Origin of the sequence: Microbacterium sp. NPDC056052 (assembly GCF_042266785.1) — a bacterium.
Classification (GTDB): Bacteria; Actinomycetota; Actinomycetes; order Actinomycetales; family Microbacteriaceae; genus Microbacterium.
In genome coordinates this window covers 178921-202475 of sequence record NZ_JBHJWV010000006.1, presented here as the reverse complement: position 1 = coordinate 202475, position 23555 = coordinate 178921, and the positions used below count along the sequence as shown (strand labels likewise).

General features: G+C 73.0%; 18 protein-coding genes. 9 read left to right on the top strand and 9 right to left on the bottom strand.

The features are described 5' to 3' along the window. Positions 1-149: 149 nt before the first annotated feature. From ACFC1J_RS13240 to ACFC1J_RS13230, 3 genes are read left to right on the top strand one after another with little or no spacing between them, the layout of a single operon-like run. Complete coding sequence (locus ACFC1J_RS13240; RefSeq protein WP_375906704.1) at positions 150-1667, top strand: fatty acid--CoA ligase family protein; 1518 nt, start codon at positions 150-152, stop codon at positions 1665-1667. Next, entirely contained in the window at positions 1664-2965 is a 1302-nt protein-coding gene (locus ACFC1J_RS13235; RefSeq protein ID WP_375906701.1) for a beta-ketoacyl-[acyl-carrier-protein] synthase family protein, read from the top strand. Before ACFC1J_RS13240 ends, ACFC1J_RS13235 begins: the two co-directional genes overlap by 4 nt. Before the next feature lie 49 nt (positions 2966-3014). Next, positions 3015-4187, top strand: coding sequence for an acyl-CoA dehydrogenase family protein (locus ACFC1J_RS13230; protein WP_375906699.1), 1173 nt, complete (start codon positions 3015-3017; stop codon positions 4185-4187). Positions 4188-4295: 108 nt separating this feature from the next. Here ACFC1J_RS13230 and ACFC1J_RS13225 read toward each other — a convergent pair whose 3' ends face one another. The 3 genes from ACFC1J_RS13225 to ACFC1J_RS13215 form a co-directional block, all read right to left on the bottom strand. Further along, positions 4296-5780, bottom strand: coding sequence for a GMC family oxidoreductase (locus tag ACFC1J_RS13225; protein WP_375906696.1), 1485 nt, complete (start codon positions 5778-5780; stop codon positions 4296-4298). Positions 5781-5783: 3 nt separating this feature from the next. Further along, the gene (locus tag ACFC1J_RS13220) at positions 5784-7217 is read right to left on the bottom strand and encodes an aldehyde dehydrogenase family protein (protein ID WP_375906693.1); all 1434 of its coding nucleotides are present in this window, start codon (positions 7215-7217) and stop codon (positions 5784-5786) included. 136 nt (positions 7218-7353) lie between these two features. After that, positions 7354-8499: a DUF998 domain-containing protein gene (locus ACFC1J_RS13215; RefSeq protein WP_375906690.1), complete on the bottom strand. Its 1146-nt coding sequence runs from the start codon at positions 8497-8499 to the stop codon at positions 7354-7356. A gap of 103 nt (positions 8500-8602) precedes the next feature. On the opposite strand from ACFC1J_RS13215, the gene ACFC1J_RS13210 reads away from it, so the two are divergent. Beyond that, positions 8603-9253, top strand: coding sequence for an HAD-IA family hydrolase (locus ACFC1J_RS13210; protein WP_375906687.1), 651 nt, complete (start codon positions 8603-8605; stop codon positions 9251-9253). Between the two features lie 93 nt (positions 9254-9346). Here ACFC1J_RS13210 and ptsP read toward each other — a convergent pair whose 3' ends face one another. The 3 genes from ptsP to dhaK form a co-directional block, all read right to left on the bottom strand. Continuing rightward, positions 9347-11980, bottom strand: coding sequence for a phosphoenolpyruvate--protein phosphotransferase (gene ptsP, locus ACFC1J_RS13205; protein WP_375906685.1), 2634 nt, complete (start codon positions 11978-11980; stop codon positions 9347-9349). A gap of 7 nt (positions 11981-11987) precedes the next feature. Then, complete coding sequence (dhaL, locus tag ACFC1J_RS13200; protein WP_375906682.1) at positions 11988-12626, bottom strand: dihydroxyacetone kinase subunit DhaL; 639 nt, start codon at positions 12624-12626, stop codon at positions 11988-11990. Positions 12627-12730: 104 nt separating this feature from the next. Beyond that, entirely contained in the window at positions 12731-13726 is a 996-nt protein-coding gene (gene dhaK / locus ACFC1J_RS13195; RefSeq protein WP_375906679.1) for a dihydroxyacetone kinase subunit DhaK, read from the bottom strand. Positions 13727-13989: 263 nt separating this feature from the next. On the opposite strand from dhaK, the gene ACFC1J_RS13190 reads away from it, so the two are divergent. After that, a complete protein-coding gene (locus ACFC1J_RS13190; protein WP_375906675.1) occupies positions 13990-14757 on the top strand; it encodes an IclR family transcriptional regulator in 768 nt (255 codons plus the stop codon). A 109-nt stretch (positions 14758-14866) separates the two neighbouring features. On the opposite strand, the gene ACFC1J_RS13185 is transcribed toward ACFC1J_RS13190, so the two are convergent. Further along, on the bottom strand, positions 14867-15376 hold the full coding sequence (locus ACFC1J_RS13185) for a phosphoribosyltransferase (protein WP_292722846.1): 510 nt from the start codon (positions 15374-15376) through the stop codon (positions 14867-14869). A gap of 59 nt (positions 15377-15435) precedes the next feature. Continuing rightward, complete coding sequence (locus ACFC1J_RS13180) at positions 15436-15873, bottom strand: Lrp/AsnC family transcriptional regulator (RefSeq protein WP_292722849.1); 438 nt, start codon at positions 15871-15873, stop codon at positions 15436-15438. Positions 15874-16024: 151 nt separating this feature from the next. On the opposite strand from ACFC1J_RS13180, the gene ACFC1J_RS13175 reads away from it, so the two are divergent. From ACFC1J_RS13175 to ACFC1J_RS13165, 3 genes are read left to right on the top strand one after another with little or no spacing between them, the layout of a single operon-like run. Continuing rightward, positions 16025-17185: a thiamine pyrophosphate-dependent enzyme gene (locus ACFC1J_RS13175; protein WP_375906671.1), complete on the top strand. Its 1161-nt coding sequence runs from the start codon at positions 16025-16027 to the stop codon at positions 17183-17185. Beyond that, positions 17182-18240, top strand: coding sequence for an alpha-ketoacid dehydrogenase subunit beta (locus tag ACFC1J_RS13170; RefSeq protein ID WP_375906668.1), 1059 nt, complete (start codon positions 17182-17184; stop codon positions 18238-18240). Before ACFC1J_RS13175 ends, ACFC1J_RS13170 begins: the two co-directional genes overlap by 4 nt. Further along, positions 18237-19736 carry a dihydrolipoamide acetyltransferase family protein gene (locus ACFC1J_RS13165; protein ID WP_375906665.1) on the top strand — a complete coding sequence of 500 codons (1500 nt, stop codon included), beginning with the start codon at positions 18237-18239 and terminating at the stop codon, positions 19734-19736. Before ACFC1J_RS13170 ends, ACFC1J_RS13165 begins: the two co-directional genes overlap by 4 nt. Before the next feature lie 72 nt (positions 19737-19808). On the opposite strand, the gene ACFC1J_RS13160 is transcribed toward ACFC1J_RS13165, so the two are convergent. Continuing rightward, positions 19809-21947, bottom strand: coding sequence for a DEAD/DEAH box helicase (locus tag ACFC1J_RS13160; protein WP_375906662.1), 2139 nt, complete (start codon positions 21945-21947; stop codon positions 19809-19811). Positions 21948-22009: 62 nt separating this feature from the next. On the opposite strand from ACFC1J_RS13160, the gene ACFC1J_RS13155 reads away from it, so the two are divergent. Next, positions 22010-23533: an ATP-dependent DNA ligase gene (locus tag ACFC1J_RS13155; RefSeq protein WP_375906659.1), complete on the top strand. Its 1524-nt coding sequence runs from the start codon at positions 22010-22012 to the stop codon at positions 23531-23533. The last annotated feature ends 22 nt before the right edge of the window (positions 23534-23555 follow it).

Here is a 23555-nt window from a genome sequence, read left to right as displayed (position 1 = left end):
CCTCACAAGCTAGCTTGCACGGCAAGAGAGGTCAAGGACGGGACGCCGGCGGACTGACCGACCGCAGGCCGTGCACCGCCGTCCGGTCATAGACTGGATCCGCGAAGCCGGCCTCGCCCGGCGCGTACGCGTCATGGGAAGGGCGGGGAATGCCGATCACCAGGACCGTGCTCTCCACCGCCGCGCAGGTCCCCGCGCAGCAGGCGATCGTGGGCGCCGACGGCGCTCTCGACTACGCCGGGCTCGTCGAGGACTCGCGCCGCGCGTTCGCCGTGGTGGACGCGGCGCATCGCGCGCAGGCCGCTCCCCCCTCTCCCGCCCCTGAGACCGGCGGGATCCCGATCACCGCGGTCAGCGTGGCGAGCGCCTTCCACGCCGCACGGATCGTCGCAGGCCTCGCCGGGTACCGCGCGGTGTCCGCCACGATCGACCCGCACTGGCCCCTCGCGCACCGGGTGCACGTCATCACCGCCGCAGGGATCGGGCTCGTGATCAGCGACGACGCCGCGCTCGCGGCAGCCCTGGACGAGGCCGGATGGACCGGGACCGTGCTCCCGCTCACCGAGTTCCGGGATCGCGAGCGGGCGGCGATCCCTGCGGATCCGCCGACCGTGCGCGACGGCGACGAGGCGTTCCTGCTGCTCTTCTCCTCCGGCACCACGAGCGACCCGAAGGCGTTCCTGAAGACCCGGCGGCAGTACCGCGAGAACGTCGCCGTCTCGAGTGGGCACCTCGAGCCGCTGCCGGGCGTCGAGACCCTCGCCCCGGGCCCGCTGTCGTACAGCCTCACGCTGTACGCGCTCATCGAGTGCCTCGCGACCGGAGGCGGGGCGCACCTCGCGGACGCGTTCGACGCCGCGCAGCTCGCCCGCCGCGTCGCGGCGGAGCGGATCGCCCGCATCGTCGCGGTCCCGGCCGTGGTGCAGGTGCTCGTCGATGCCGCACGCCGGGATCCTTCCGCGTTCGCCGGGCTCGAACTCGTGGTCACCGGCGGCGCGAACCTGCCCCCGGTCCTGCGCGACGGGCTCGCCGCGGCGCTGCCGCACGTGCGCCTGATCAGCTACTACGGCGCCGCCGAGATCGGCTTCATCGGGGACAGCCGCGGGGGCGACGGCACGCTTCTCGACGTGTACGACGGCATCGAGGCCGAGATCCGCGACGACGAGGGGAACGCCGTGCCCGAGGGCGAGCTCGGCACTCTGTGGATCCGCGCCGCGGCCTGCTCCGACGGCTACCTCGCGGCGACCACCGACGCCGTGCTGCGGGGGCCGGACGGCTGGGCCACCGTGCACGACATGGGCCGCAGGGTGCAGGGGCGGCTGCACCTGGCCGGGCGTGCCGGCGACATCGTCGCGACCGGCGGGCACAAGGTCTCGCTGCCCGAGGTGGATCGCGCGTTCGAAGCGATACCGGGACTCGGCGCCGTCTGTGCGGTCGCCCTGCCCGACGCGCGGCTCGGCGCCGTGGTGGCGCTCCTGGTCGAGGACGGCCCCCGCGCACCGCTCCCCAAGGCCGATCTGCAGGCATGGGCGCGCGACCGGCTCGCTCCGCAGTTCGTGCCGCGGCGCTGGTACCGCGTGCCGCGCCTGCCGCGGACGGCGGGCGGGAAGATCCGTCGCCCTGCCGCGGCCGCCATGGTCGAGTCCGGCGAGGCGGTGCGGCTATGACCGGCGCGCGCACGGCGCGGGCGGGCGGGGAGCGGCGCGTCGTGGTCACGGGCCTCGGCGCGATCACGCCGAGCGGTCTCGACGTCCCCTCGCTGTGGGATGCGGTCGTCTCCGGCCGCAGTGCGATCACAGCCCTCGACGAACCGGGGTTCCAGGGCCTGGCCGTACGGATCGGCGGCAGGATCCGCGGATTCGACGCCACCGGGATCGTGGATCCGCCGCTGAGCCGTCGCCTCAGCCCCCTGCAGCTCTGGGCGATCGCCGCCGCGGACCAGGCCCTCGCCGACGCCGGCATCGATCCCGCCGCGCTGCGCGCAGGGGCGGGGCTTCCCTGGGATCCGACGCGCACGGCCATCCTCGCCGCGACCGGATCCGGCCCGGTCGACGCGATGCAGGCGGCCACCCGCGCCCTCGACGCCCGCGGTCCGCGCGCCGTGCCGCTGAGCGTCGTCGTGCACGGCGCCCCGGATGCGGCGGCGGCGCTGCTCAGCGAGCGGTACGGCGTCCGCGGCACCGCGCACGGCGTGACCGCGACGTGCGCATCGAGCGCGATCGGGCTCGGCGAGGGGCTGCGCCGCATCCGGCACGGCTACGCAGACGCCGTGCTCATGGTCGGCATGGAGGACTGCCTCAACGCGGTCAACCTCGCAGCGAACGCGAACCTGCGGGCGCTCGCGAGCGGATACGAGGCGGATCCGGCCGCCGCCAGCCGGCCGTTCGACCGCGGGCGCCGCGGCTTCGTGATGTCCCAGGGCGCTGCGGCCCTGCTGCTCGAAGCCGAGGACGTCGCGCGCGATCGCGGCGCGGAGCCGCTCGCCGTGCTCGCCGGATTCGGCGAGTCGAGCGATGCACACCACCCCACGGCTCCGCATCCGCAGGGTCGCGGCGCCGCCCAGGCCGTCGCGGCGGCGCTGGCCGACGCAGGCCTGGATGCGTATGCCGCCGACGGCATAGACCACGTCAACGCGCACGGCACCGGCACACCGGCCGGGGACGCCGCTGAGCTCGTGGCCCTCGAGGCCGTGTTCGGCGATCGTGCCCGTTCGATCCCGCTCACCGCGACGAAGTCGAGCACGGGCCACCTCCTCGGCGCCTCCGGGGCGATCGAGGCCGTCGTCGCGATCCGCACCCTGCAGACGGGCCTGATCCCGCCCACCGTCAACCTCGACGATCCGGAGTTCGCGGACTGGGACATCGTGCGCGGCACCGCACGAGACGCCGGCCCGATGCGCCGGATCCTCTCGCCGTCCTTCGGCTTCGGCGGCCACAACGGAGCCCTCGTGCTGGAGCGGCCGTGAAACGCCCCGGATCCGGGCCGGATCCGCACACTCACCCCCAGGAGGCACGATGACCGACCGTCTCACCCGCCACGCGGAGCTCGCCGAGCGCTATCTGCCGGAGGAGCTGCTGGAGCGGTTCCGGGAGCGCGCGGGCGTGTACGACCGGGAGAACCGGTTCTTCGACGAGGATCTCGCCGAGCTCACCGAGCGCGGGTACCTGCTGCTGTTCGTGCCCGAGGCGCACGGCGGTCCTGGGCTGAGCCTCGACGAGGTCTCGCACCTGCAGCAGCGCCTTGCGACCGCGGCCCCGGCGACCGCCCTCGCGGTCAACATGCACCTCATGTGCACGGGCGTCGCGAAGGCCCTCGCCGACCGCGGCGACCACTCCCTCGACGGGGTGTTCGCCGAGGCGATGGCCGGAGAGATCTTCGCCTTCGGGATCAGCGAGCCCTCCAACGACTGGGTCATGCAGGACTCGAAGACGGCCGCCGCCCCACAGGCCGACGGCGGGTTCCTCCTCAGCGGGGTCAAGATCTTCACGTCGCTCTCCCCCGTCTGGACGCGTCTCATCACGCACGGCCGCGACGACACGGATCCGGAGAACCCGGTGCTCGTCTACGGCTTCCTCGAGCGCGGCACGGAGGGCATCGCCGTCTCCGACCAGTGGGACGTGATGGGCATGCGGGCATCGCAGAGCCGCGCGACGATCCTGAAGGACGTGCGCATGGCGCCGGAGCGGGTGAACCGCCGCATCGCCGTGGGCCGTGTTCCTGATCTCCTCACGTTCGCGATCACGAGCAACTTCCAGCTGCTCATCGGATCCGTCTACGCCGGCGTCGCCCGCCGTGCGCTCGACCTGGGAGCTGCGGGTCTGAAGAAGCGCCGTTCCGCGAAGGCCGGAGCGACCTACGCCGAGGTGCCGGAGTCGCGCACCAGGCTCGCCGACGCGCACCTCGACTACCTCGCGGTGCCGGCGCAGCTCGAGGCCTACTGCCGCGACTTCGACGAGCTGCTCGATCACGGCGCGCGCTGGCCGCTGCTCCTCGTGAGCGCTCGCCTGAACGCCTCGACCGCCGCACGCCGCGCCGCGGAGGCCGCGCTCATGTGCACGAGCGGAGGCGGCTTCGACAACGGCCACGAGCTCAGCAGGCTCTACCGCGACGCGACCGCCGGCCTCTTCCATCCGCCGAGCGCCGACGCCGCCCGCCCGATGTTCGCCGCGGCGCTGCTGGACGACTGACCCCGCCCCGCACCTGTCGTCGAGGCCCCCTCGCCGCATCCGTGCCCCCTCGCAGGAACGTTCCTGCGAGGGGGCGCCGACGTTCAGAGGGGGCGCCGACGGATCACGCTAGCCCGCGTCTTCGATCACGAACAGCGCACCGCGCTCACCGATCACGGCGGCGGGGGCGTTCGTGTTGCCCGTGGTGATCGTCGGCATGACGGAGGCGTCGATCACCCGGAGCCCCGCGATGCCGTTCACGCGCAGACGCGGATCCACGACGGCGTCCGGATCCGATCCCATCCGGCAGGTGCCGACCTGGTGGTGATACGTGATCGCGGTGCGGCGCACCCAGTCCTCGACGTGGGCGTCCGGCACCTCGGGTCCGGGGTAGGCCTCGGTCGCACCCCACTCGCCGGCGAGCGCCGACCGGGCGCCGATCCGGCGCGCCTGGCGCACGGATGCCGCGAGCGCGGCGACGTCGCGGTCGTCCTCGAGGGCGGCGAGATCGATGAGGAGCGGATCCTCGACCGCGGGACCGGACAGGCGCAGCGCACCGCGGCTGTGCGGCGTGACGAGCCCCGCCATGAGCGAGAAGCCGTCGCCGGGCCCGTGCGCGCCGGGACGAGGCTCGAGCTCGCCCCACATCGGCACGGAGAAGTGGATGGGCTGCGTGTCGGGCTCTGCGAGGTCGTCGCGCGAGCGCCAGAACAGGTGCGTCTGCGTGACGGAGACGCCGGGATCCGGCGCGCCCACCGGCTTCGTCGTCGTGAAGATCACCGGGGAAAGCAGGTGGTCGTGCAGGTTCGCGCCGACCGCGGGGGCGTCGCGGACCACGTCGATCCCGAGGGCCTCGAGATCCTGGCGCGGGCCGATGCCGGTGCGCAGCAGGATCGCAGGGCTGCCGAGGGCGCCCGCGGCGAGGATCACCTCGTCGGCACGGAGCTCCGATCCATCACTCAGGCGCACGCCCACGGCCGCGTCGTCCTCGACGATCACGGAGTGCACCTCGGCGTCCGTGACGATCCGCAGGTTCGGGGCGTCCTCGACCGGACGCACGTACGCCATCCAGGTGTTGACGCGGCGGCCGTCCCGCATCGTGACCTGCTCCTGCGAGACGCCGTCGAGGGTCCCTCCGTTGTAGTCGGGGTTGTGCGCCAGCCCCTCCTGGACTGCGGCGTCGATGATCGACTGCTGGATCGGCACGAGCGGGTAGTCGTCGGTCACGGGCAGCAGGTCGTTCTCGATCGCCTCGTAGACGGGGAGGACCTCGGACCAGCCCCAGCCGGTCGCGCCGGCGCTCTCCCAGCCGTCGAAGTCGGCGGCCGCGCAGCGCACCCAGATCATGGCGTTCAGCGCGTGGGATCCTCCGGTGACCTTGCCGCGCGGCAGGTGCAGCCGGCGTCCTGCCGCGTGCTCCTGCGGCACCGTGAAGTAGTCCCAGTCCTCGGCGGCGTGCCAGAGCTCGCCCGCGCGGGAGGGATCGTGGATCGCGGGGTTGGTGTCGTAGCCGCCGGCCTCGATGAGCGTCACGTCGTAGCCGGCATCCACGAGACGCCGGGTGACGATGCTCCCCGAGGTTCCGGCTCCGACGACGATCGCAGAGCGGGCCATGACTCAGGCCTTCCGGCCGGGGCCGGACACGACCTGCGGCACGGCGACGGACTTGAGGCCCGCGACGCCGAACTCGAGCCCGTAGCCCGAGCTCTTCACCCCGCCGAAAGGCACCATGGGGTGCAGCCCGCCGTGCGAGTTGATCCACACCGTGCCGGACTGCATGCGGGTCGCCGCCTCGCGCGCCGCTTCAGGGTCGCTCGACCACACCGAGGCGCCGAGGCCCACGTCGACCGCGTTGGCCAGGGCGAACGCCTCGTCCACGTCGGAGTAGCGGATGACCGGCAGCGCCGGCCCGAACTGCTCCTCCTGGACGAGCGCGGCGTCGTTGTCGATGTCGGCGACGATCGTCGGCCGGTAGAACAGCTCACCGAGCTCGGGGGCCGCCTCGCCGCCCGTCACGATGCGGGCGCCGCGTGCCCTGGCGTCCTCGACCAGACGCGAGACGATGTCGAACTGCTGCTTGTTCTGCAGCGGGCCCAGCACGTTGTTCTCGTCCAGTCCGTTGCCGATCGGCACGGACGCCGCGATGCCGGCGAGCGCGTCGACGACCTGGTCGTAGAGCGAGTCGTGCACGTAGAGGCGCTTCATGGCCGCGCAGGTCTGGCCGGTGTTGATGAACGCGCCCCAGAACAGGTCCTCGGCGATCGCGGACGGATCCGTGCCCGGCAGCACGATGCCGGCGTCGTTGCCGCCGAGCTCGAGCGTGAGCCGGGCGAGGTTGCCGGCCGAGCTCTCGATGATCTTGCGGCCGGTGGCCGTGGATCCGGTGAACATGATCTTGTCGATGTCGGGGTGCGACGCGATCCGCGCGCCCACCTCCCGGTCGCCGGAGATGCCGATCAGCACGTCGGCCGGCAGCACCTCGTTCATGACAGACAGCATCGCGAGCACGCTCAGCGGCGTGTACTCGCTGGGCTTGGCGACCACGGTGTTCCCCATCCGCAGCGACGGCCCGATCTGCCAGATGGTGATCATGAGCGGCCAGTTCCACGGGCCGATCGCGCCGACGACCCCGGCGGGCTTGTAGACGAGCTCGGCGTGCAGGTTCTCATCGTCGACGAGAACCTCGGGCTCCAGCACCGTGGCCGCGTTCGTGCGCAGCCAGGCCGAGCACGCGCCCAGCTCGAACCGGGCGTTCGGGCCGTTCAGCGGCTTGCCCTGCTCGCGGGAGAGCAGCTGCGCGAGCTCCTCCGCGTTCGCGTCGAGGGCGTCGGCCGCCGCGAGCAGCAGCTCGCTCCGCTTCGCATGGCCGAGCGCCTCCCAGGCGGGCTGCGCGGCCTTGGCTCTGGCGATCGCGTCGTCCAGGTCGGCGACGGTCTGCACCGGAGCGCGGCCGATGGTCTCACGCGTGGCGGCATCGGGGATGTCGCGGCCGGAGCCCTCGGGCGCCTGGACGCGGTCGAGCAGCGCGGACGCAGCGGACGTGTCGGTCATCGGTCTCTCCTTCGAGTGTGCGGACGACGGTCGTCGCTCCCCATTGTCGTCCGGCGCGACGACGCCGACTTGTCGCCGAGCGCGCCGGACATGTCGTTGCGCGAAGGGATCCTCCTGAGCCCTGCGGCGGGGCGGCTCAGCCTCGCGCCACGGCCTCCGCCCGTCCGGGCCGCGCGGCGTCCCACGGTCCGTGGTCGGCGCCCGCGGTGCGCAGGAACACGATGATCCAGCTGAAGATCAGCACGGCGGCGATGAGCTCGACCGCGGTGAGGTTGTAGTAGCCGGTCGCGAAGAACACTCCGAGCAGCGCGATCACGAGCACATACACCCAGCCCAGCACCACGAACACCCGCGAGATCCGGCGCAGGAGCCAGGGCAGTCCGATCACGACCGCGGCGAAGCACACCGCCATGCCCGTCGCGACCGTGTTGTGCACGAGGAAGAAGCGGTCCACCGGGAAGACCCCGACGCACGCGAGGAGCAGCCCGATCAGGACCAGCGCGACGCGCACGATCGTGCGCCCCCGCTCATCCCTCGGCTCCGGCACGGGAAGGGCGGCGGTCGCATAGCGGGCGATCGTGGTGACCATCACGCCCGCGACGATGAGGGTGCCGTTGAACGCGGGCGACGAGGCGTTGCTCGACATGCCGAGCGCCGAGAGGTTGTCGCGCCACCAGTGCGGATCGCTCGCCTCGAGCATCGCCGTGAGCGCCCCGATCACGAGGAAGATCGACAGGATCAGCGAGACCGACATGGGGCTCAGCGCGATCGCGCTCAGGTAGCAGACGTACCCGGTGAGGGCGAGCGCGACGCCCACGAGCACGGCCCCGGGGAAGGCGAAGACCGGCGCGTCCCGGAAGCCCGCCTCGAGCAGGGCGCCGAGGCCGGACAGGGCGAGTAGCGCGACCGCTCCGTGAGCGAGGGCGATCGCGGTCAGCTCGTACCAGCGCAGGCGCTGGCCCGGGATCGCGAAGCCGTCGTTCGCGACGTTCGGATCCTGCTTCTCCGGCGCCTCGGCCGCCTCGGCGCGCAGACCGATGCGGCCCGCGGTGAAGCTCAGTACGGCGACGGCGGCGCCGCCGATCGCGGCGACCGCCCCGACCGACCACGCCCCGGTGATCGACGGGGTGCGATGCCAGAAGATCAGGAGCGAGACGAGGAAGCCCAGCAGGAAGGCCACCGCCCCGGCGAGCAGCGCATCGGTCTCGCGCATCTGGTGCCGCGTCGCCGAGGCGCGCGCGTCCCGCAGACGCCGGATCAGTCGCTCCCATTCGGCTCTCATCGCGCCGCCCTCTCTCGTCTCGTCCCGCGTCCCGTCCAGCCTACGGCGGCGCGGGGCAGGCGCCCGGGGGATGCGTGGCCGAGCCCGCCACTACCCTGAGAACATGACCCAGACCTTCCACGCCCGCGCCGCCCTGCTCGACATGGACGGCACGCTCGTCGACTCGACCGCCGTCGTGGAGCGGCTGTGGCTGGCGTGGGCCGCGCCCCACGGGCTCGAGCCGGAGTTCGTCCTGAGCGTGGTGCACGGCCGCCAGGGCCATCAGAGCATGGCGATCATGCTCCCGGACCGCCCGCACGAGGAGAACCTCGCCGAGAACCGCGTCATGCTCGAGCGCGAGAGCGGCGATGTGGACGGCGTCGTGGAGGTGCCGGGAGCCGCCGCGTTCCTGCAGGCGCTCGCCCCCTTCCCGCACGCGATCGTCACCTCGGCGGACGACCGGCTGATGCGGGCCCGCATGGGCGCCGCGGAGCTCGGCGTGCCGACCGGCCCTGTCACTGCAGAGCACGTGAGCGCCTCCAAGCCGGATCCGGAGGGCTTCCTGCTCGGCGCCGCCCGACTCGGCGTGGATCCGGCGGACTGCATCGTCTTCGAGGACTCCGGTGCGGGGATCCAGGCCGCCCGCGCCGCGGGGATGCGCGTGATCGGCGTCGGTGCGGGATCCGCTGCGCACTCCCCCGACGCCGTCGTCGCCGACCTCACGCACGTGACGGTGACCGCGGACGGCGACGGGTTCGTGCTCACGGTCGACTGACGGCGCGCGCGGCGGGCGTCACCCACTGCGCGCCGCGCCCGGCAGGTGGGGAAAACCACCTTCAGCATGAGACCCACCTTCTGCGGGTCGGTCTCATGCTGAATCCGGTGTCTCGCGGATCCGAGTCCCGTCGGAGGTCTCACCCAGCACCGCGGCCACGGCGGCCTGCGCCTCGACGGCGGTCGCGGATCCGAGCGCCGCGGCGGCCGCACGTCGGCAGTCCTCCGCCGTCAGCGTGCGCAGGCGCGCGGACACCCGGGCGAGGGAACGCGCCGTCATCGACAGGCTCGTGACGCCCAGCCCGACCAGCACGGGCGCGAGGGCCGGGTCGCCGCCCGCCTCGCCGCACACGCCCACCGCCTTGCCCGCGGCGCGCCCCGCCTCCCCCACAACCGCGATCAGGCGCAGCACCGCCGGTTGCCACGGGCCGTTGAGCGCGCCCAGCGGCGCCGACAGACGGTCGGCGGCCATCGTGTACTGCGTGAGGTCGTTGGTGCCGAGGCTCACGAAGTCGACCACGGCGAACAGCTCCGGAGCCATCAGCGCGGCAGCCGGCGTCTCGATCATGATGCCCGCCCGTGCGATCCCCGCCGCATGGCAGGCCGCGGCGAAGTCGCGGGCCTCGTCGACCGTCGCGACCATCGGCGCCATCACCTCGGGGTACGCGCCCTCCGCCGCGCCCGCCGCCGCGATCGCCTCGAGCTGGTGCGCGAGGAGGGCCGGATGCGCCAGGGCGACGCGCAGGCCGCGCACGCCGAGCGCCGGATTCTCCTCGTCCGCCGCGGTCGCGAACGGAAGCGGCTTGTCGCTTCCGGCATCGAGCGTGCGCACGACGACCTTGCGCCCCGCGAACGGCGCGAGTACCCCGCGATAGGCGGCGACCTGCTCGGCGACCGTCGGCTCCTCGGCCCGGTCGAGGAAGCAGAACTCGGTGCGGAACAGGCCGACGCCCTGCGCGCGGACCTCGGCCGCGGCGACCGCGTCGGCCGCACCGCCGACGTTGGCGAGCAGCGGGATCGCCGTGCCGTCCGCGAGCACGCCGGCGCCGTCGAATTCGGGGATCTGATCCGCCGCGGCGACGGTCTCCCCGGCGGGCGGGTCCAGACGCACGGTCCCGGCCTCGCCGTCGACGAGCACGGTGGTCCCGGCCGCGATGCCCTCTGCGCCCGCCGCGCCCACGACCGCCGGGATGCCCAGCGCGCGCGCCAGGATCGCCGTGTGCGAGGTCGGTCCCCCCTCCTCGGTCACGAGCCCCACGCACGCGCTGCGGCCCAGCGTCGCGGTCTCGGCGGGGGCGAGATCCCGCGCGACGAGCACGAACGGATCGGTCCGGTCGGGGATCCCGGGAACCTCCTGCCCGGTCAGCCGCGCCACGATGCGATCGCGTACGCTCCGCACATCGGCCGCGCGCTCCGCCAAGCGCCCGCCCAGGCCGCGCAGCACCTGTTCCTGATCCCCGGCCTCGTCCCACACCGCACGCGCGGCGGACGCGCCGTCCGCGCGCACCCGTGCGGCGGCGCCCGCAGCGAAGTCCGGGTCGGCGGCCAGCAACGCGGTCGCCTCGAGGATCTGCGCGGCCTCGCCGTCCGATGCGGCCGCGGTCGCACGAAGCGCGGCCACGACCTCGGCCGCGGCGGGCGCGATCCGCTCCGCCTCGGTATCGCGTGCGGCGTCCGGCACCCGATCGGCGGGGGGCTCGGCGATCGCTGCGCCGAGCTGCGCGACGGGCGCGATCGCGCGCCCCGGGCTCACGCCGAGCCCGCGCAGCGTCGATCCGGGAGACGCCGGGGGCGTTGCGCGAGCGGAGCGAGACGAAACGTCGTCGCCCGCGAGGGCACCGCGTTTCGTCTCGGGCGCGCTCCGCGCGTCCTCGCTCAACGACCCCGACAGGGCCGTTCCACTCGACGCTCCCGCCCGCGCGTCCTCGCTCAACGACCCCGAAGGGGCGGTTCCCGGCGCCGGCGGCGTCCCGTCCATCTCGCCGAAGCCGTCCTCGAACAGCGCGGCCACGCGCTCCACCGCGGCGGGATCCCCCGCCAACTGCACCTCGTCTCCGGGACGGGCCCCGAAGGCGAGCAGTCGCATCATGCTCGATGCCGGGACCGGATCCCCGTCCGGCAGCCGCCGCAGTCGCAGCTCGGCTCCCGCCGCGGCCTGCGCGATCAGCGCGGCAGGGCGCGCGTGCACACCCGCGGGGTTGCGCACGACCACCGTGCGCGATTCCTCCCCCGGCCGCGAGACCGCAGACGCCGGCGCGCTCGCATCGAGCTCAGGGCCCCCCGACCCGGCCGGAGCCTGCGGCTCGTCTTCCAGCTGCGCCGACTTCGCGATCAGCGCGCCGTTCGCCTCCGCCGCGACGTCGTCCAGCGACCCGCCCTGCGCGGCGGTCACGGTCGCCGCGAGCAGGCCCTCCACGAAAGGTGCGGAGGCGAGCCGCACCGGAACCGCGCTGGCGCGCAGCTCGAGCGCGAACTCGGCGCTCATGACCGCGGATCCGAGATCCATGAGCACGAGCACCCCGTCGCAGACCTCGGCGAGCTCGTCGATCGCCGCCGCCACCTTCGTCGCGTCGGTGCCGAGGATGGGCGCGCCGTCCGCATCCGTCCCGGCCCCCGCGGCGACCGCGATCGGCACGGTCCCGCCCGGCACCATCTGCGCGGCGAGCTCCTGCGCGGCTTCCGCCAGACGCAGGCTGTGCGAGACGGCGACGATCCCGACGGCGCTCATCGTCGCGTCAGCCTGCCACGGCCGCGGCGAGCGTCTCGAACAGCAACGTCGCCGACGCGGATCCCGGATCCATGTGCCCCGCGCTCCGCTCCCCGAGGTAGCTGGCCCTGCCCTTGCGCGCGACGAGGTCGATCGTGGCGTCGCGGCCCGCTGCCGCGGCCGTCGCGGCGGCCGCGGTCGCCTCGGCCGGGGGCTTCCCGTCGGAGAGCGCCGCATCCAGCGCGTCGAGCGCCGGGGCGATCGCGTCGAACAGGGTCTTGTCGCCCGCCTCGGCCTTGCCGCGCGCGACGACGCCCTCCAGTCCCGCCCGCAGTCCGGCGGCGAGCGCGGACGGCTCGACGTCGGTCACGGCGCCGAGCGTCGCCCCGATCCGCAGGAAGAACGTGCCGTACAGGGGACCGCTCGCCCCGCCCACCGTCGAGACGAGCGTCATGCCCACGGTCTTGAACAGCTCGTCCGCCGTCTGCGGAGCGGTCTGCTCGGCCTTCTCGACGGCCGCGGTCATGCCGCGCGCCATGTTCGCGCCGTGGTCGGCGTCGCCGATCGCGGAGTCGAGCTCCGTGAGCCAGTCGCGCTGGGTCACGACGGCGTCGCGGAAGCGGTGCAGCCAGTCGACGAGGACGGCGAGCGGGATGGTGTTCGACATGCAGGTGTTCTCCTTCGGTCGGTTCCTGATGCTCCCGTCGCGAAAGGTGCCGTTCTCGGATCCGGATTCCGGCAGCTTCTGCGACGGAGCGGTGTCAGCGGGGGTCAGGCGCCCCAGCGCAGGCCCGGGGTCACGACGGGCGCGTCCCACAGCCGGATCAGCTCGTCGTCGGCCTTGAGCACGGTGACCGAACAGCCGGCCATGTCCAGCGACGTGATGTAGTTGCCGACGAGGTTGCGGGCGATCGTCACGCCGGCCTTCTCCAGGAGCGCCGCGACCTCCCCGTACATCAGGTACAGCTCGATGAGCGGCGACGCCCCCATGCCGTTGACCATCACGATCGCCGGGGATCCGGTGAAGTCCATGTCGGCGAGGATCGGCTCGACGAGCTGCGCCGCGATGTCCTTGGCGGGCGAGAGCGGAACGCGGTGCCGGCCGGGTTCTCCGTGGATGCCGATGCCGATCTCCATCTGGTCCTCGGGCAGGTCGAACGTGGGCTTGCCCGCCGCCGGCACGGTGCAGCTGGTCAGCGCCATGCCCATGGACCGTCCCTGGCCGTTCACGCGCTCCGCGAGGTCGGCGACGGCGGCGAGGTCCTGCCCCTCCTCGGCGGCGGCGCCCACGATCTTCTCGAGCAGCACCGTGAGGCCGACGCCGCGGCGGCCCGCCGTGTAGAGCGAGTCCTGCACGGCGACGTCGTCGTCCACCACGACCGAGCGCACCTCGATGCCGTCCATCGCGGCGAGCTCGGCGCCCATCTCGAAGTTCATCACGTCGCCGGTGTAGTTCTTCACGATGTGCAGCACGCCCGCGCCGCGGTCGATCGCCTTCGTCGCGGCCTGCATCTGGTCCGGCGTCGGAGAGGTGAAGACCTCGCCGGCGCACGCCGCGTCGAGCATGCCCGTCCCGACGAACCCGCCGTGCAACGGCTCGTGACCGGATCCGCCGCCGCTCAGCAGCGCGACCTTGCCCTCCGCCTTCCGCTCCCGGCGCAGGATCACCCGGTTCGCCATGTCGACGTCGAGCTCCGGATGCGCGAGCGCGAGCCCGCGCAGCGACTCTGCGAGCACGTCCTCCGGGGCATTGATGAGCTTCTTCATCCTGCGACCTCCTTGTTGCAGTTCCACCAGCACCGTTGTCGTCCGACCAGCACTCCGCGGCCGCGGGATCCCGACGGATCCGCCTTCCGGGGCATGCCACGACGCGGAGGACGGGGCCTCTTGCGCCCGGGGGCGACAGCACTCCAGAATCGGAGTACTTTTCGTTAATGTCGAATATGCGATGAGGTCGTCGGATTGTCAAGGCATCGGGCGGCCGGATCCGCACCGCCGTCGCCACCGCCGTCGAGGAGGGAGCAGCACCGATGATCCAGGCGATCGATCGCGCCGCGAAGGTGCTCGAACTGCTGCAGGGATCCCGCCATCTCGGCATCACGGACCTGGCGACGGCGCTGCAGCTGCCGCCGTCGACCGTGCACGGGATCGTGTCGTCCCTGCGCGAGCACGGCCTCGTCGCGAAGGAGCGCGGCGGACAGCGGTACATGCTCGGCCCCACGCTGCTGAAGCTCAGCAGCGTCTACCTCGACTCCCTCGACGTGCGGGCGCGCTCGATGCGCTGGACGCAGGAGCTCGCGCGGCGCACCGGGATGGCCGTGCGGCTCGGCGCCCCGCATTTCGCCGAGGTGCTGGTGATCCACCACACGCTGCGGCCCGACGACAGCCCGCAGATGCTGGAGACCGGGGCGGCGCTGCCGGCGCACGCCTCGGCCATGGGCAAGGTGCTGCTCGCGCACGACCTCGGCTTCCAGCGCGCGGTGTTCGCGGATCCGCTCGCGAGCCTCACGGGCGACACCGTCACGGATCCCGCGGTGCTCGCCGCGGCCCTGCCTGCGATCGCCGAGCACGGCTACGCGGCGGAGGTCGACGAGGCGGTGCTCGGCGAGTCGTCCCTGGCCGCCCCCGTCGCGGATGCCCGCGGCGACATCGTGGCGGCGGTCGCCGTGGTGTACCCCACGGCCGACGGCCCCGCGCCCGACGCCGCGCTGCACGCGCTCCGCGACACCGCGCGCAACATCTCGCGCGAGCTCGGCGTCTCGGCCTGGCCCCCGCGCATCGCTCCCCCCGACGACTGACCCCTCCCCGCCGCGCAGCCGCCCCCGCGGCACCCTCCGCGAGACTGCATCTGGGCGACGAGACAGCGGGCGCGAAGCGCATTCTCGTCGCGGAGTTGCAGTCTCGCGGTCAGGCGGTGGGGGGAAGGCCCAGGTCCTCTTCGCGGACCGTGCCCTTGGCCGACCACGGGAAGTCGATCCAGCGATCGGTGTCCTTCCAGGCGTAGTCGGGCTGGATGATCGTGGTGGGCTTGGTATAGATCGTGACCGAGCGCACGTCGGCGCCCTTCTCGCGCAGCAGCTCCACGGCGAGCGCGAGGGTGCGCCCGGAGTCGGCCACGTCGTCGACGAGCAGCACGCGACGACCGTTCAGGTAGTCCATGTCGAGCGCCGGCGGGATCACCTCCGGGGCGTCCAGCACCGTGCCGATGCCCGTGTAGAACTCGACGTTGATCGCGCCGCAGTTCTTCGCCCCGAGCCCGTACGCGATGGCGCCGGCCGGCAGCAGCCCGCCCCGGGCGATCGCGACGACCACCTCGGTCTCGAAGCCCGAATCGAGGATGTCGCGGGCCAGATCCCGCATCGCCTCGCCGAAACCATCCCAGGTGAGCACTTCGCGCTCGATCACCGCATCCGTCATGGATCCATTCTGCCGTGCGGATCCCCCTGCCGGGTACGCGGATCCCCGCAGGATCCTTGTCAGTTCCGGCCGAAGTCCTCGAAGATCAGCGTGGTGCGGGTCGAACGGACCGCGGAGATGGCCTGGATGTCCTCGAGCACGATCCGGCGGAGGTCGCGCGCATCGCTGGCCCTCACCAGCAGGATCACATCGAAGTCCCCGCCGACGAGGGCCATGTGCTCGACCTCGGGGATCCGCTGCAGCTGCTCCTGCACCTCCTGCCAGGCCGGCTGCTCGAGCGCGAGCATGACGTAGGCCGATGCGTGGTGGCCGAGCAGCACCGGATCCGTGCGCACGGTGTATCCGGTGATGACCCCGGCGTCGGTCAGCCTCTTGATGCGCGCGTGCGCACCCGCCCGCGAGATGTGCACGGTCTCGGCGATCGCCGTCATGGACACGCGCGCGTCGCGGCGCAGTTCACCGAGGATCGCCAGGTCGATGTCATCCAGCTCCGCCATACGTGCGCCTTCCCTCTCCTGATTCGCTGACACTCTGCACCATTCTGGCGCGCTTTCTCTGCAATCGTCCAGATTCGCCCGGATCCTGTTGGACGACTGCATTCACGGACGCACACTGGAGGCATCACGTTCGGCAAGGAAGGCGGACCCGATGCAGCACACGATGCCTGCCACGAGCCACCCGCGCGACGGTGCGGATCCGCGCGATCTGCTCCCCCGCGACGAGCCGGTGCGGCTCATCGATGAGACCGGCTCCTCGCGCCTCGACGACGCCTATCCGATGCCCGCGGACGAGCTCCTCGGACGCGCCTACCGCGGACTCGTCGAGGGGCGCCGGATCAACGATCAGGCGAACGCCCTGGTCCGGCAGGGGCGCCTCGCCGTCTACCCTTCCTCGCACGGCCAGGAGGCCTGCCAGATCGCGGCGTCGCTCGTGCTCGGCGCGCAGGACTGGCTGTTCCCGACGTACCGCGACTCGGTCTCGGTGATCGCCCGGGGCGTCTCCCCCGCCGACGCCATGGTGCTGCTGAAGGGCGACTGGCACTCCGGCTACGACCCGCACGAGCACCACGTGGCGCCGCAGACCACGCCCCTCGCGACGCAGCTGCTGCACGCGGTCGGCTTCGCCCAGGCCGCGAAGCACCGCGGCGAGGACACGGTCGTGCTCGCGATGTGCGGCGACGGATCCACGAGCGAGGGCGACTTCCATGAGGCGCTGAACTTCGCCGCCGTGTTCCACGTGCCGGTCGTGTTCTTCGTGCAGAACAACGAGTTCGCGATCTCGGTGCCGCTCTCGCGGCAGACTGCCGCCCCCTCGCTCGCGCACAAGGCGATCGGCTACGGCATGCCCGGCCAGCGCGTGGACGGCAACGACGTGGCGGCGCTCCTCGCGGTGCTCGGCGAGGCCGTGGACCGCGCGCGGGCGGGAGGGGGCCCGACCCTCGTCGAGGCGCACACCTATCGGATGCAGGCGCACACGAACGCCGATGACGACACCCGCTACCGCGAGCGCGCCGAGGTGCAGGCCTGGGCGGAGAAGGATCCTCTGGCGCGCCTGCGCGCGCATCTCACCGCGCGGGGTCTGCTCGACGCGGCGCGCGAGCAGGAGCTCGCGGAGGGCGCCGAGACCATCGCCGCCGCGCTCCGCGACGCCCTGAACACCGACACCGACCTCGATCCGGAAGACCTGTTCCGGTTCGTGCGCAGCACCCGGTCGCCGCAGCTGCAGGAGCAGTGGCTCCAGCTGCGCGACGAGCTGGAGCGCTCCGGATCCGCTCCCGAAGCATCCGCCCCCGAAGGAGGCATCCGATGACCATCGCCCACGAGGGCGTCCGCGTGGACGCCGCGCACCCCGAGGACCGGACCGCGTCGACCGTGCAGACCATGACGATGGCGGCGGCGCTCAACCGCGCCCTCGCCGACGCCATCGAGGCCGATCCCGACGTCATCGTCTTCGGCGAGGACGTCGGAGCCCTCGGCGGGGTCTTCCGCATCACCGACGGCCTCACCGCGCGCTACGGCGAGGACCGCTGCTTCGACACGCCGCTCGCGGAGTCCGGCATCGTCGGCACCGCGGTCGGTATGGCGATGAACGGCATGCGTCCCGTGATCGAGATGCAGTTCGACGCGTTCGCGCTGCCCGCCTTCGAGCAGGTCGTCAGCCACGTCGCCAAGCTCGGCAACCGCACCCGCGGCGCCCTGCCCATGCCGATGGTGATCCGCATCCCCACGGGCGGCGGCATCGGCGGCGTCGAGCACCACTGCGACTCCTCCGAGGCCTACTATGCGCACACACCGGGTCTGACCGTGGTGTGCCCGTCCAGCCCGCAGGACGCGTACTCGCTGCTGCGCGCCGCGATCACGTCGCCGGATCCGGTGATCTTCCTCGAGCCGAAGAAGCTGTACTGGACGAAGGGCGAGGTCGACACGTCGATCACCGGCTCGATCGGATCCGCCCGCATCGCCCGCGAAGGCACCGACGTGACGCTCATCTCCTACGGGTCCTCGGTGGCGACGTGCCTCGAGGCCGCGGGGATCGCGGCCGCCGAAGGGCGCAGCGTACAGGTCGTCGACGTGCGGACGCTCACCCCGATCGACGACGCCACGATCACCGCCGCGGTGCGATCGACCGGCCGCGCCGTGGTCGTCGCCGAGGCGCCGGGCTACGCGAGCGTGGCCAGCGAGATCCAGTCCAGGGTGTTCGAGCGCTGCTTCGAGTTCCTGGAGGCGCCCGTGCGCAAGGTCACCGGCTTCGACACCCCGTTCGCCCCGCCGAAGTTCGAGCACTGGTACCTGCCCGACGCCGACCGCGTGCTCGACGCGATCGACACGCTGCACTGGCTCGACGAGCACGGAGAAGAAGCATGACCACCGCGACGACCAGGGTCTTCCGCCTGCCGGATCTCGGCGAGGGCCTCACCGAGGCCGGTCTCGTGCAGTGGCTGGTGCAGGTCGGCGACACGATCCGCACCGACCAGCCCATCGCCGAGGTCGAGACCGCGAAGAGCGTGGTCGAGCTGCCCTCGCCGTATGCCGGCGTGGTCCTCGCGCTGCACGGCGAGCCCGGCGACACGATCGACGTCGGCGCCCCGGTGCTCGAGGTCGCGGATCCCGATGCTGTCGCGGCTCCGGCGGATCCGGCCGCTCCCGCCGCCGAAGCAGCGACGGGCGGCGACGTCGAGAAGGAGGCCTATCGCGCCGAGGAGCGGGCGGGATCCGGATCCGGCAACGTGCTGATCGGCTACGGCACGACCGAACGCGCCGGATCGGGCCGCCGCCGCGCACGCCGCACGGCCGGCCGCCCCCTGGGGCCGTTGAGCGAGGACGCGGCGCCGCCGCGACCGAGACGAAACGCCGCACCCGAGGAGCCTCCCGCACCGACGTCCCCGTCCCCGGACCGGTTCCTGAGCGAGCGCAGCGAGACGAAGGACGGCCCGGTCGCGGTGCGCTCCCCGCTCGTCCGCCGGCTCGCGCGGGATCTCGGTGTCGACGTGCGTCGGATCAGCCCCACCGGATCCGACGGCGCCGTCACCCGTGCCGACGTGCTGCGCGCGGCCGTGGACCAGGCGGTGGACGGGATGTCGCTGCACACGCTCACCTCCCCGGGCGGTGCTCCCGCTTCAGCGCCCAGGACCGCCGAGAGCGTCGGGGGAACAGTCGACGGTCTCGCCGTCACTTCCCGCGCACGCATGTCGCCGCTGCGCAAAGCGGTGAGCGCGAAGCTCACCCGCAGCCGCTCCGAGATCCCCGAGGCCACGGTCTGGGTGGACGTCGACGTCACCGAGCTCTGGAACCTCCGCGCCGCCATGGCACCGGAAGGCGGCAGGGCCCCCTCCGTCACGGCCCTCGTGGCGCGGTTCGTGCTGATCGCGCTCGCGGAGCACCCGCTGCTGGCCTCGCGGCTCAGCGACGACGCGGGCGAGATCCTCTCGTTCGACGGCGTGAACCTCGGCGTCGCGGCCGACACCGAGCGCGGCCTCATGGTGCCGGTGATCCCGCGGGCGCACGAGCTCAGCGTCGACGAGCTCGACGCGGCGCTGCGCGAGCTCGCGGCGACCGCCCGTGCCGGATCCATGCCACCGGAGCGGCTGCGCGGATCCACCTTCACGCTCAACAACTACGGCGGGCTGGGCGTGGACGGATCCGCCGCGATCATCAACCACCCCGACGTCGCGATCCTCGGCATCGGCCGGATGATCGAGCGCCCCTGGGTCGTGGACGGCGCGATCGTGGCCCGGCGCATCGCGCAGCTCTCGCTGGTCTTCGACCATCGCGTCTGCGACGGCGGCTATGCCGCCTCGTTCCTGCGCCGCGTCATGGAGCTCCTGGAGCACCCCGCCCGCGCCTTCGGCCGGGTGCGCTGAGTCGCGCCTCTCGGGTGGGGCCGGCGGATCCGCCTCTGCACGGGACCGGGCGAGAGCCCGTCGGCGAGGACTTCAGCCCCGCAGTGCGAGCACGAACGGCAGGACGTCGGTCGCGCCCGCCCGGCGAAGGAGGCGGGCGGCGACGGTGAGCGTCCACCGGCTGTCGGCCAGGTCGTCCACGAGGAGCACGGGGCCCGCGGGGACATCGATGCCGTCCGCGCTGAGGCGATCCCAGACCCCTGCGAGACGGAAGACGCTGTTGCCGCCTGGGCCGCCGGTCGGCCCGCCCTCGGCGAGGCCGAGCTCGCCGAGATACGGCAGCCGGCCGATGCTCGCGAGCCCTTGCGCCAGCGATGCGACGAGCTGGGGCCTCGATCGCGACGGCATCGCGACGACCGCGGCGGGGCGCTCCGCCCACCCCCATCCGGCCAGCACGCGCACGCAGGCGGCGAGCACCGACGGGGACACCGGTCCATCGGCGGCGCCGGGCGCGAACAGCTCCCGCATCGTGCCGCCCCAGCCCAGGTCGGTGAGCCGCGCGAGCGCGCGCCCCTCGCCGGCCTGCTCGGCCGCATCGATGCGCCCCTTCACCGGCACACCGAGGCGGTCCGCCCCGGTCGGCCAGGCGCGACGCGGCTCGATCGGCACCCCCACCCGGTCGAGCGACGTCGTGGCGGCGGCCGCCGCAGCGGATCCGACCTCCGTCGGGAACCAGACGCCCGCACAGTTGTCGCACCGTCCGCAGGGCACCGCGGTGGCGTCATCGAGCGTGCGCTGCAGGAACTCCATACGGCACCCGCGGGTCTGCTCGTACTCCACCATGTGCTGCTGCTCGGCGAGGCGCTCCGCGGCGATCCGCCCATAGCGCTCGGCGTCGTAGGTCCACGGTTCCCCCGTCGCGATCCACCCGCCCTGCACCCGCCGCACCGCGCCGTCCACGTCGAGTACCTTCAGCAGCAGCTCGAGCGGCGTGCGCCGGATGTCGACGATCGCCTCGAGCGCCGGCGTCGAGACCGGCTGGTCGCCGAGCGCCGCGATCACGCGCTCGGCGCGCTCCCGGTCCGGCATCGACGCGGTCGCGAAATAGTGCCAGATGTCGCGGTCCTCCGCACCTGGCAGCAGCAGCACGTCGGCGCTCTCGCTCGCGCGCCCCGCGCGACCGACCTGCTGGTAGTACGCGACCGGCGACGACGGGGCGCCCAGGTGCAGGACGAAGCCCAGATCCGGCTTGTCGAAGCCCATCCCGAGTGCGCTCGTCGCGACCAGCGCCTTGACCTCGTTGCGCTTCAGCATGCTCTCGGATTCGGCGCGCTCATCCGGATCCGTCTGGCCCGTGTATGCGCGGACCTCGTGCCCGCGTTCGCGCAGCAGCCGTGCCGTGTCGACCGCGGCGGCCACCGTCAGCGTGTAGATGATGCCGGATCCCGGAAGGTCGTCGAGGTGGCTGAGCAGCCAGGCGAGCCTGCTCGTCGCATCCGGCAGGCGCAGGACCCCCAGCCGCAGCGACGACCTCGCGAGCGGCCCGCGGATCGTGAGCACCTCGGATCCGGATCCGGTCGGTTCGCCGTCCGTGTGCACGCCGCTCGTGCCCAGCTGCTCGGCGACATCGGCCACCACCCGGCTGTTCGCGGTCGCGGTGGTCGCGAGCACCGGCACGTCGGACGGCATCTGCGCGATCAGGTCGCGCAGCCGCCGGTAGTCGGGACGGAAGTCGTGCCCCCAGTCGCTGATGCAGTGCGCCTCGTCGACCACGAGCATGCCGATCCGGCGCACGAGGGCCGGCAGCTGCTGCTCGCGGAACGAGGGGTTGTTGAGCCGCTCCGGCGAGACCAGCAGCACGTCGACCTCATCGCGGTCGAGCTGCTCGAGCACATCGGCCCATTCGTGCGCGTTGGTCGAGTTGATCGCGACCGCACGCACACCCGCGCGTTCCGCAGCGCCGATCTGGTCGCGCATGAGAGCCAGCAGCGGCGACACCAGCACGGTCGGTCCTGCGCCGGCCTGACGCAGGAGCAGGGTCGCGACGAAGTACACGGCGGACTTGCCCCATCCGGTCCGCTGCACGACGAGCGCCCTGCGGCGGTCGGCCACCAGCGCCTCGATCGCCTCGAACTGCCCGTCGTGGAACACCGCATCGGGGCGGCCCACGAGCGCGCGCAGGGCTTCGAGCGCCCGATCCCTGATCCCGGCGGTGGCTGTGTTCGACGTCATGCTTCCACCCTGCCCTGTTCCGCGGACATCGCGATGTCGGAACCCGGTGCGACAATGCCGTCATGAGGCTCAGCGCGCTCGTCATCGCGACCGGAGAGGCCGCCGCCACCTCGTCGCGCCTGGCCAAGATCGAGGTGCTGGCGCGGTTGCTCCAGAGGGCCGAGCCCGACGAGCTCGCGCCGCTCGTCGGCTTGCTCCTGGCCTCGCCGCGGCAGGGCAGGCTCGGTGTCGGCTGGCGCGGGATCACCGCGGTCGAGGCAAGGCCCGCCGAGGAGCCGTCCCTGACCGTCGCCGACGTCGACCGTGCACTCGACGACCTCGCCGCAGTGGCGGGATCCGGATCCGCCGCCGCGCGCTCCGCCCTCCTCGCAGGGCTGGCCGCCCGCGCCACGGCGGAGGAATGGGACTTCCTCGCGCGGGCGATGCTCGGGGAACTGCGCACGGGCGCGCTCGCGGGCGTGCTGCTCGACGCGATCGCCCGCGCCTCGGACCGCTCTGCTGCCACCGTCCGTCGGGCGGCGATGCTCTCCGGCGACCTCGGCGCGACCGCACTCATCGCCCTCACCGGCACCGCGGAGGACCTGGACGCCGTAGGGCTCGCCGTGGGCCGCCCGGTGCTGCCGATGCTCGCCGCGAGCGCCGCGACTCCGAGCGCGGCGCTGGAGATCACCGGCGAGGCCTCGGTGGAGTACAAGCTCGACGGCGCGCGCATCCAGGTGCACCGCCACGGCGACGACGTCCGCATCTTCACGCGCAGCCTCGCCGACGTGACGCACCGGCTCCCCGAGATCGTCGAGACCGTGCGCGCGCTGCCCGCGCGCGACCTCATCCTCGACGGCGAGACGCTGTCGCTCGACGAGGACGGCGGGCCCCGTCCGTTCTCGCAGACCATGTCGCGGTTCGGCGCCGACGCCGCACGTGAGCTCGTGCTGCGGCCGTGGTTCTTCGATCTGCTGCACGTCGACGGCCGCGACCTCCTCGACGAGCCGCTCGCGGTGCGCCTCGCGGAGCTCGAGCGGGTGGCCGGCGCCTGGCGCATGCCCGGGATCGTCACAGGCGACCCCGAGTCCGCCGAGCGCCTGTCCCGCGAGGCGCTGGCCGCGGGGCACGAGGGCGTGGTGGTCAAGGCGATCGGATCCGCCTACGCCGCCGGCCGTCGCGGCAAGTCCTGGGTGAAGGTCAAACCCGTGCTCACGTTCGACCTCGTCGTTCTCGCCGCGGAGTGGGGATCCGGCCGTCGCCGCGGCTGGCTCTCGAATCTGCACCTCGGAGCCAGGGATCCGGAGGGCGAGTTCGGTGAACCGGGAGAGTTCGTCATGGTCGGCAAGACCTTCAAGGGCCTCACGGACGAGCTGCTGCGCTGGCAGACGGAGACCTTCCCCGAGTACGAGACGCGACGCACGGGGGCCGCCGTGTTCCTCCGCCCCGAGGTCGTCGTCGAGATCGCGATCGACGGGGTGCAGCACTCTCCGCGCTACCCCGGCGGCATCGCGCTGCGCTTCGCCCGTGTCAAGCACTACCGTCCCGACAAGACCGCGGCCGACGCGGACACGATCCAGACCCTCCGCGCACTGCTGCGGGGGTGAGCGGCGGAGCACAGGCCGGTGC

Bases quoted from the DNA above. Each gene is read 5' to 3' on its own strand.
- ACFC1J_RS13190 (WP_375906675.1), top strand. From the start codon at position 13,990: ATGATCCAGGCGATCGATCGCGCCGCGAAGGTGCTCGAACTGCTGCAG.
- ptsP (WP_375906685.1), bottom strand. From the start codon at position 11,980: ATGAGCGCCGTCGGGATCGTCGCCGTCTCGCACAGCCTGCGTCTGGCG.
- ACFC1J_RS13185 (WP_292722846.1), bottom strand. From the start codon at position 15,376: ATGACGGATGCGGTGATCGAGCGCGAAGTGCTCACCTGGGATGGTTTC.
- ACFC1J_RS13225 (WP_375906696.1), bottom strand. From the start codon at position 5,780: ATGGCCCGCTCTGCGATCGTCGTCGGAGCCGGAACCTCGGGGAGCATC.
- ACFC1J_RS13215 (WP_375906690.1), bottom strand. From the start codon at position 8,499: ATGAGAGCCGAATGGGAGCGACTGATCCGGCGTCTGCGGGACGCGCGC.
- ACFC1J_RS13180 (WP_292722849.1), bottom strand. From the start codon at position 15,873: ATGGCGGAGCTGGATGACATCGACCTGGCGATCCTCGGTGAACTGCGC.
- ACFC1J_RS13160 (WP_375906662.1), bottom strand. From the start codon at position 21,947: ATGACGTCGAACACAGCCACCGCCGGGATCAGGGATCGGGCGCTCGAA.
- dhaL (WP_375906682.1), bottom strand. From the start codon at position 12,626: ATGTCGAACACCATCCCGCTCGCCGTCCTCGTCGACTGGCTGCACCGC.
- ACFC1J_RS13235 (WP_375906701.1), top strand. From the start codon at position 1,664: ATGACCGGCGCGCGCACGGCGCGGGCGGGCGGGGAGCGGCGCGTCGTG.
- ACFC1J_RS13155 (WP_375906659.1), top strand. From the start codon at position 22,010: ATGAGGCTCAGCGCGCTCGTCATCGCGACCGGAGAGGCCGCCGCCACC.
- ACFC1J_RS13175 (WP_375906671.1), top strand. From the start codon at position 16,025: ATGCAGCACACGATGCCTGCCACGAGCCACCCGCGCGACGGTGCGGAT.
- ACFC1J_RS13220 (WP_375906693.1), bottom strand. From the start codon at position 7,217: ATGACCGACACGTCCGCTGCGTCCGCGCTGCTCGACCGCGTCCAGGCG.
- ACFC1J_RS13170 (WP_375906668.1), top strand. From the start codon at position 17,182: ATGACCATCGCCCACGAGGGCGTCCGCGTGGACGCCGCGCACCCCGAG.
- ACFC1J_RS13210 (WP_375906687.1), top strand. From the start codon at position 8,603: ATGACCCAGACCTTCCACGCCCGCGCCGCCCTGCTCGACATGGACGGC.
- dhaK (WP_375906679.1), bottom strand. From the start codon at position 13,726: ATGAAGAAGCTCATCAATGCCCCGGAGGACGTGCTCGCAGAGTCGCTG.
- ACFC1J_RS13240 (WP_375906704.1), top strand. From the start codon at position 150: ATGCCGATCACCAGGACCGTGCTCTCCACCGCCGCGCAGGTCCCCGCG.
- ACFC1J_RS13165 (WP_375906665.1), top strand. From the start codon at position 18,237: ATGACCACCGCGACGACCAGGGTCTTCCGCCTGCCGGATCTCGGCGAG.
- ACFC1J_RS13230 (WP_375906699.1), top strand. From the start codon at position 3,015: ATGACCGACCGTCTCACCCGCCACGCGGAGCTCGCCGAGCGCTATCTG.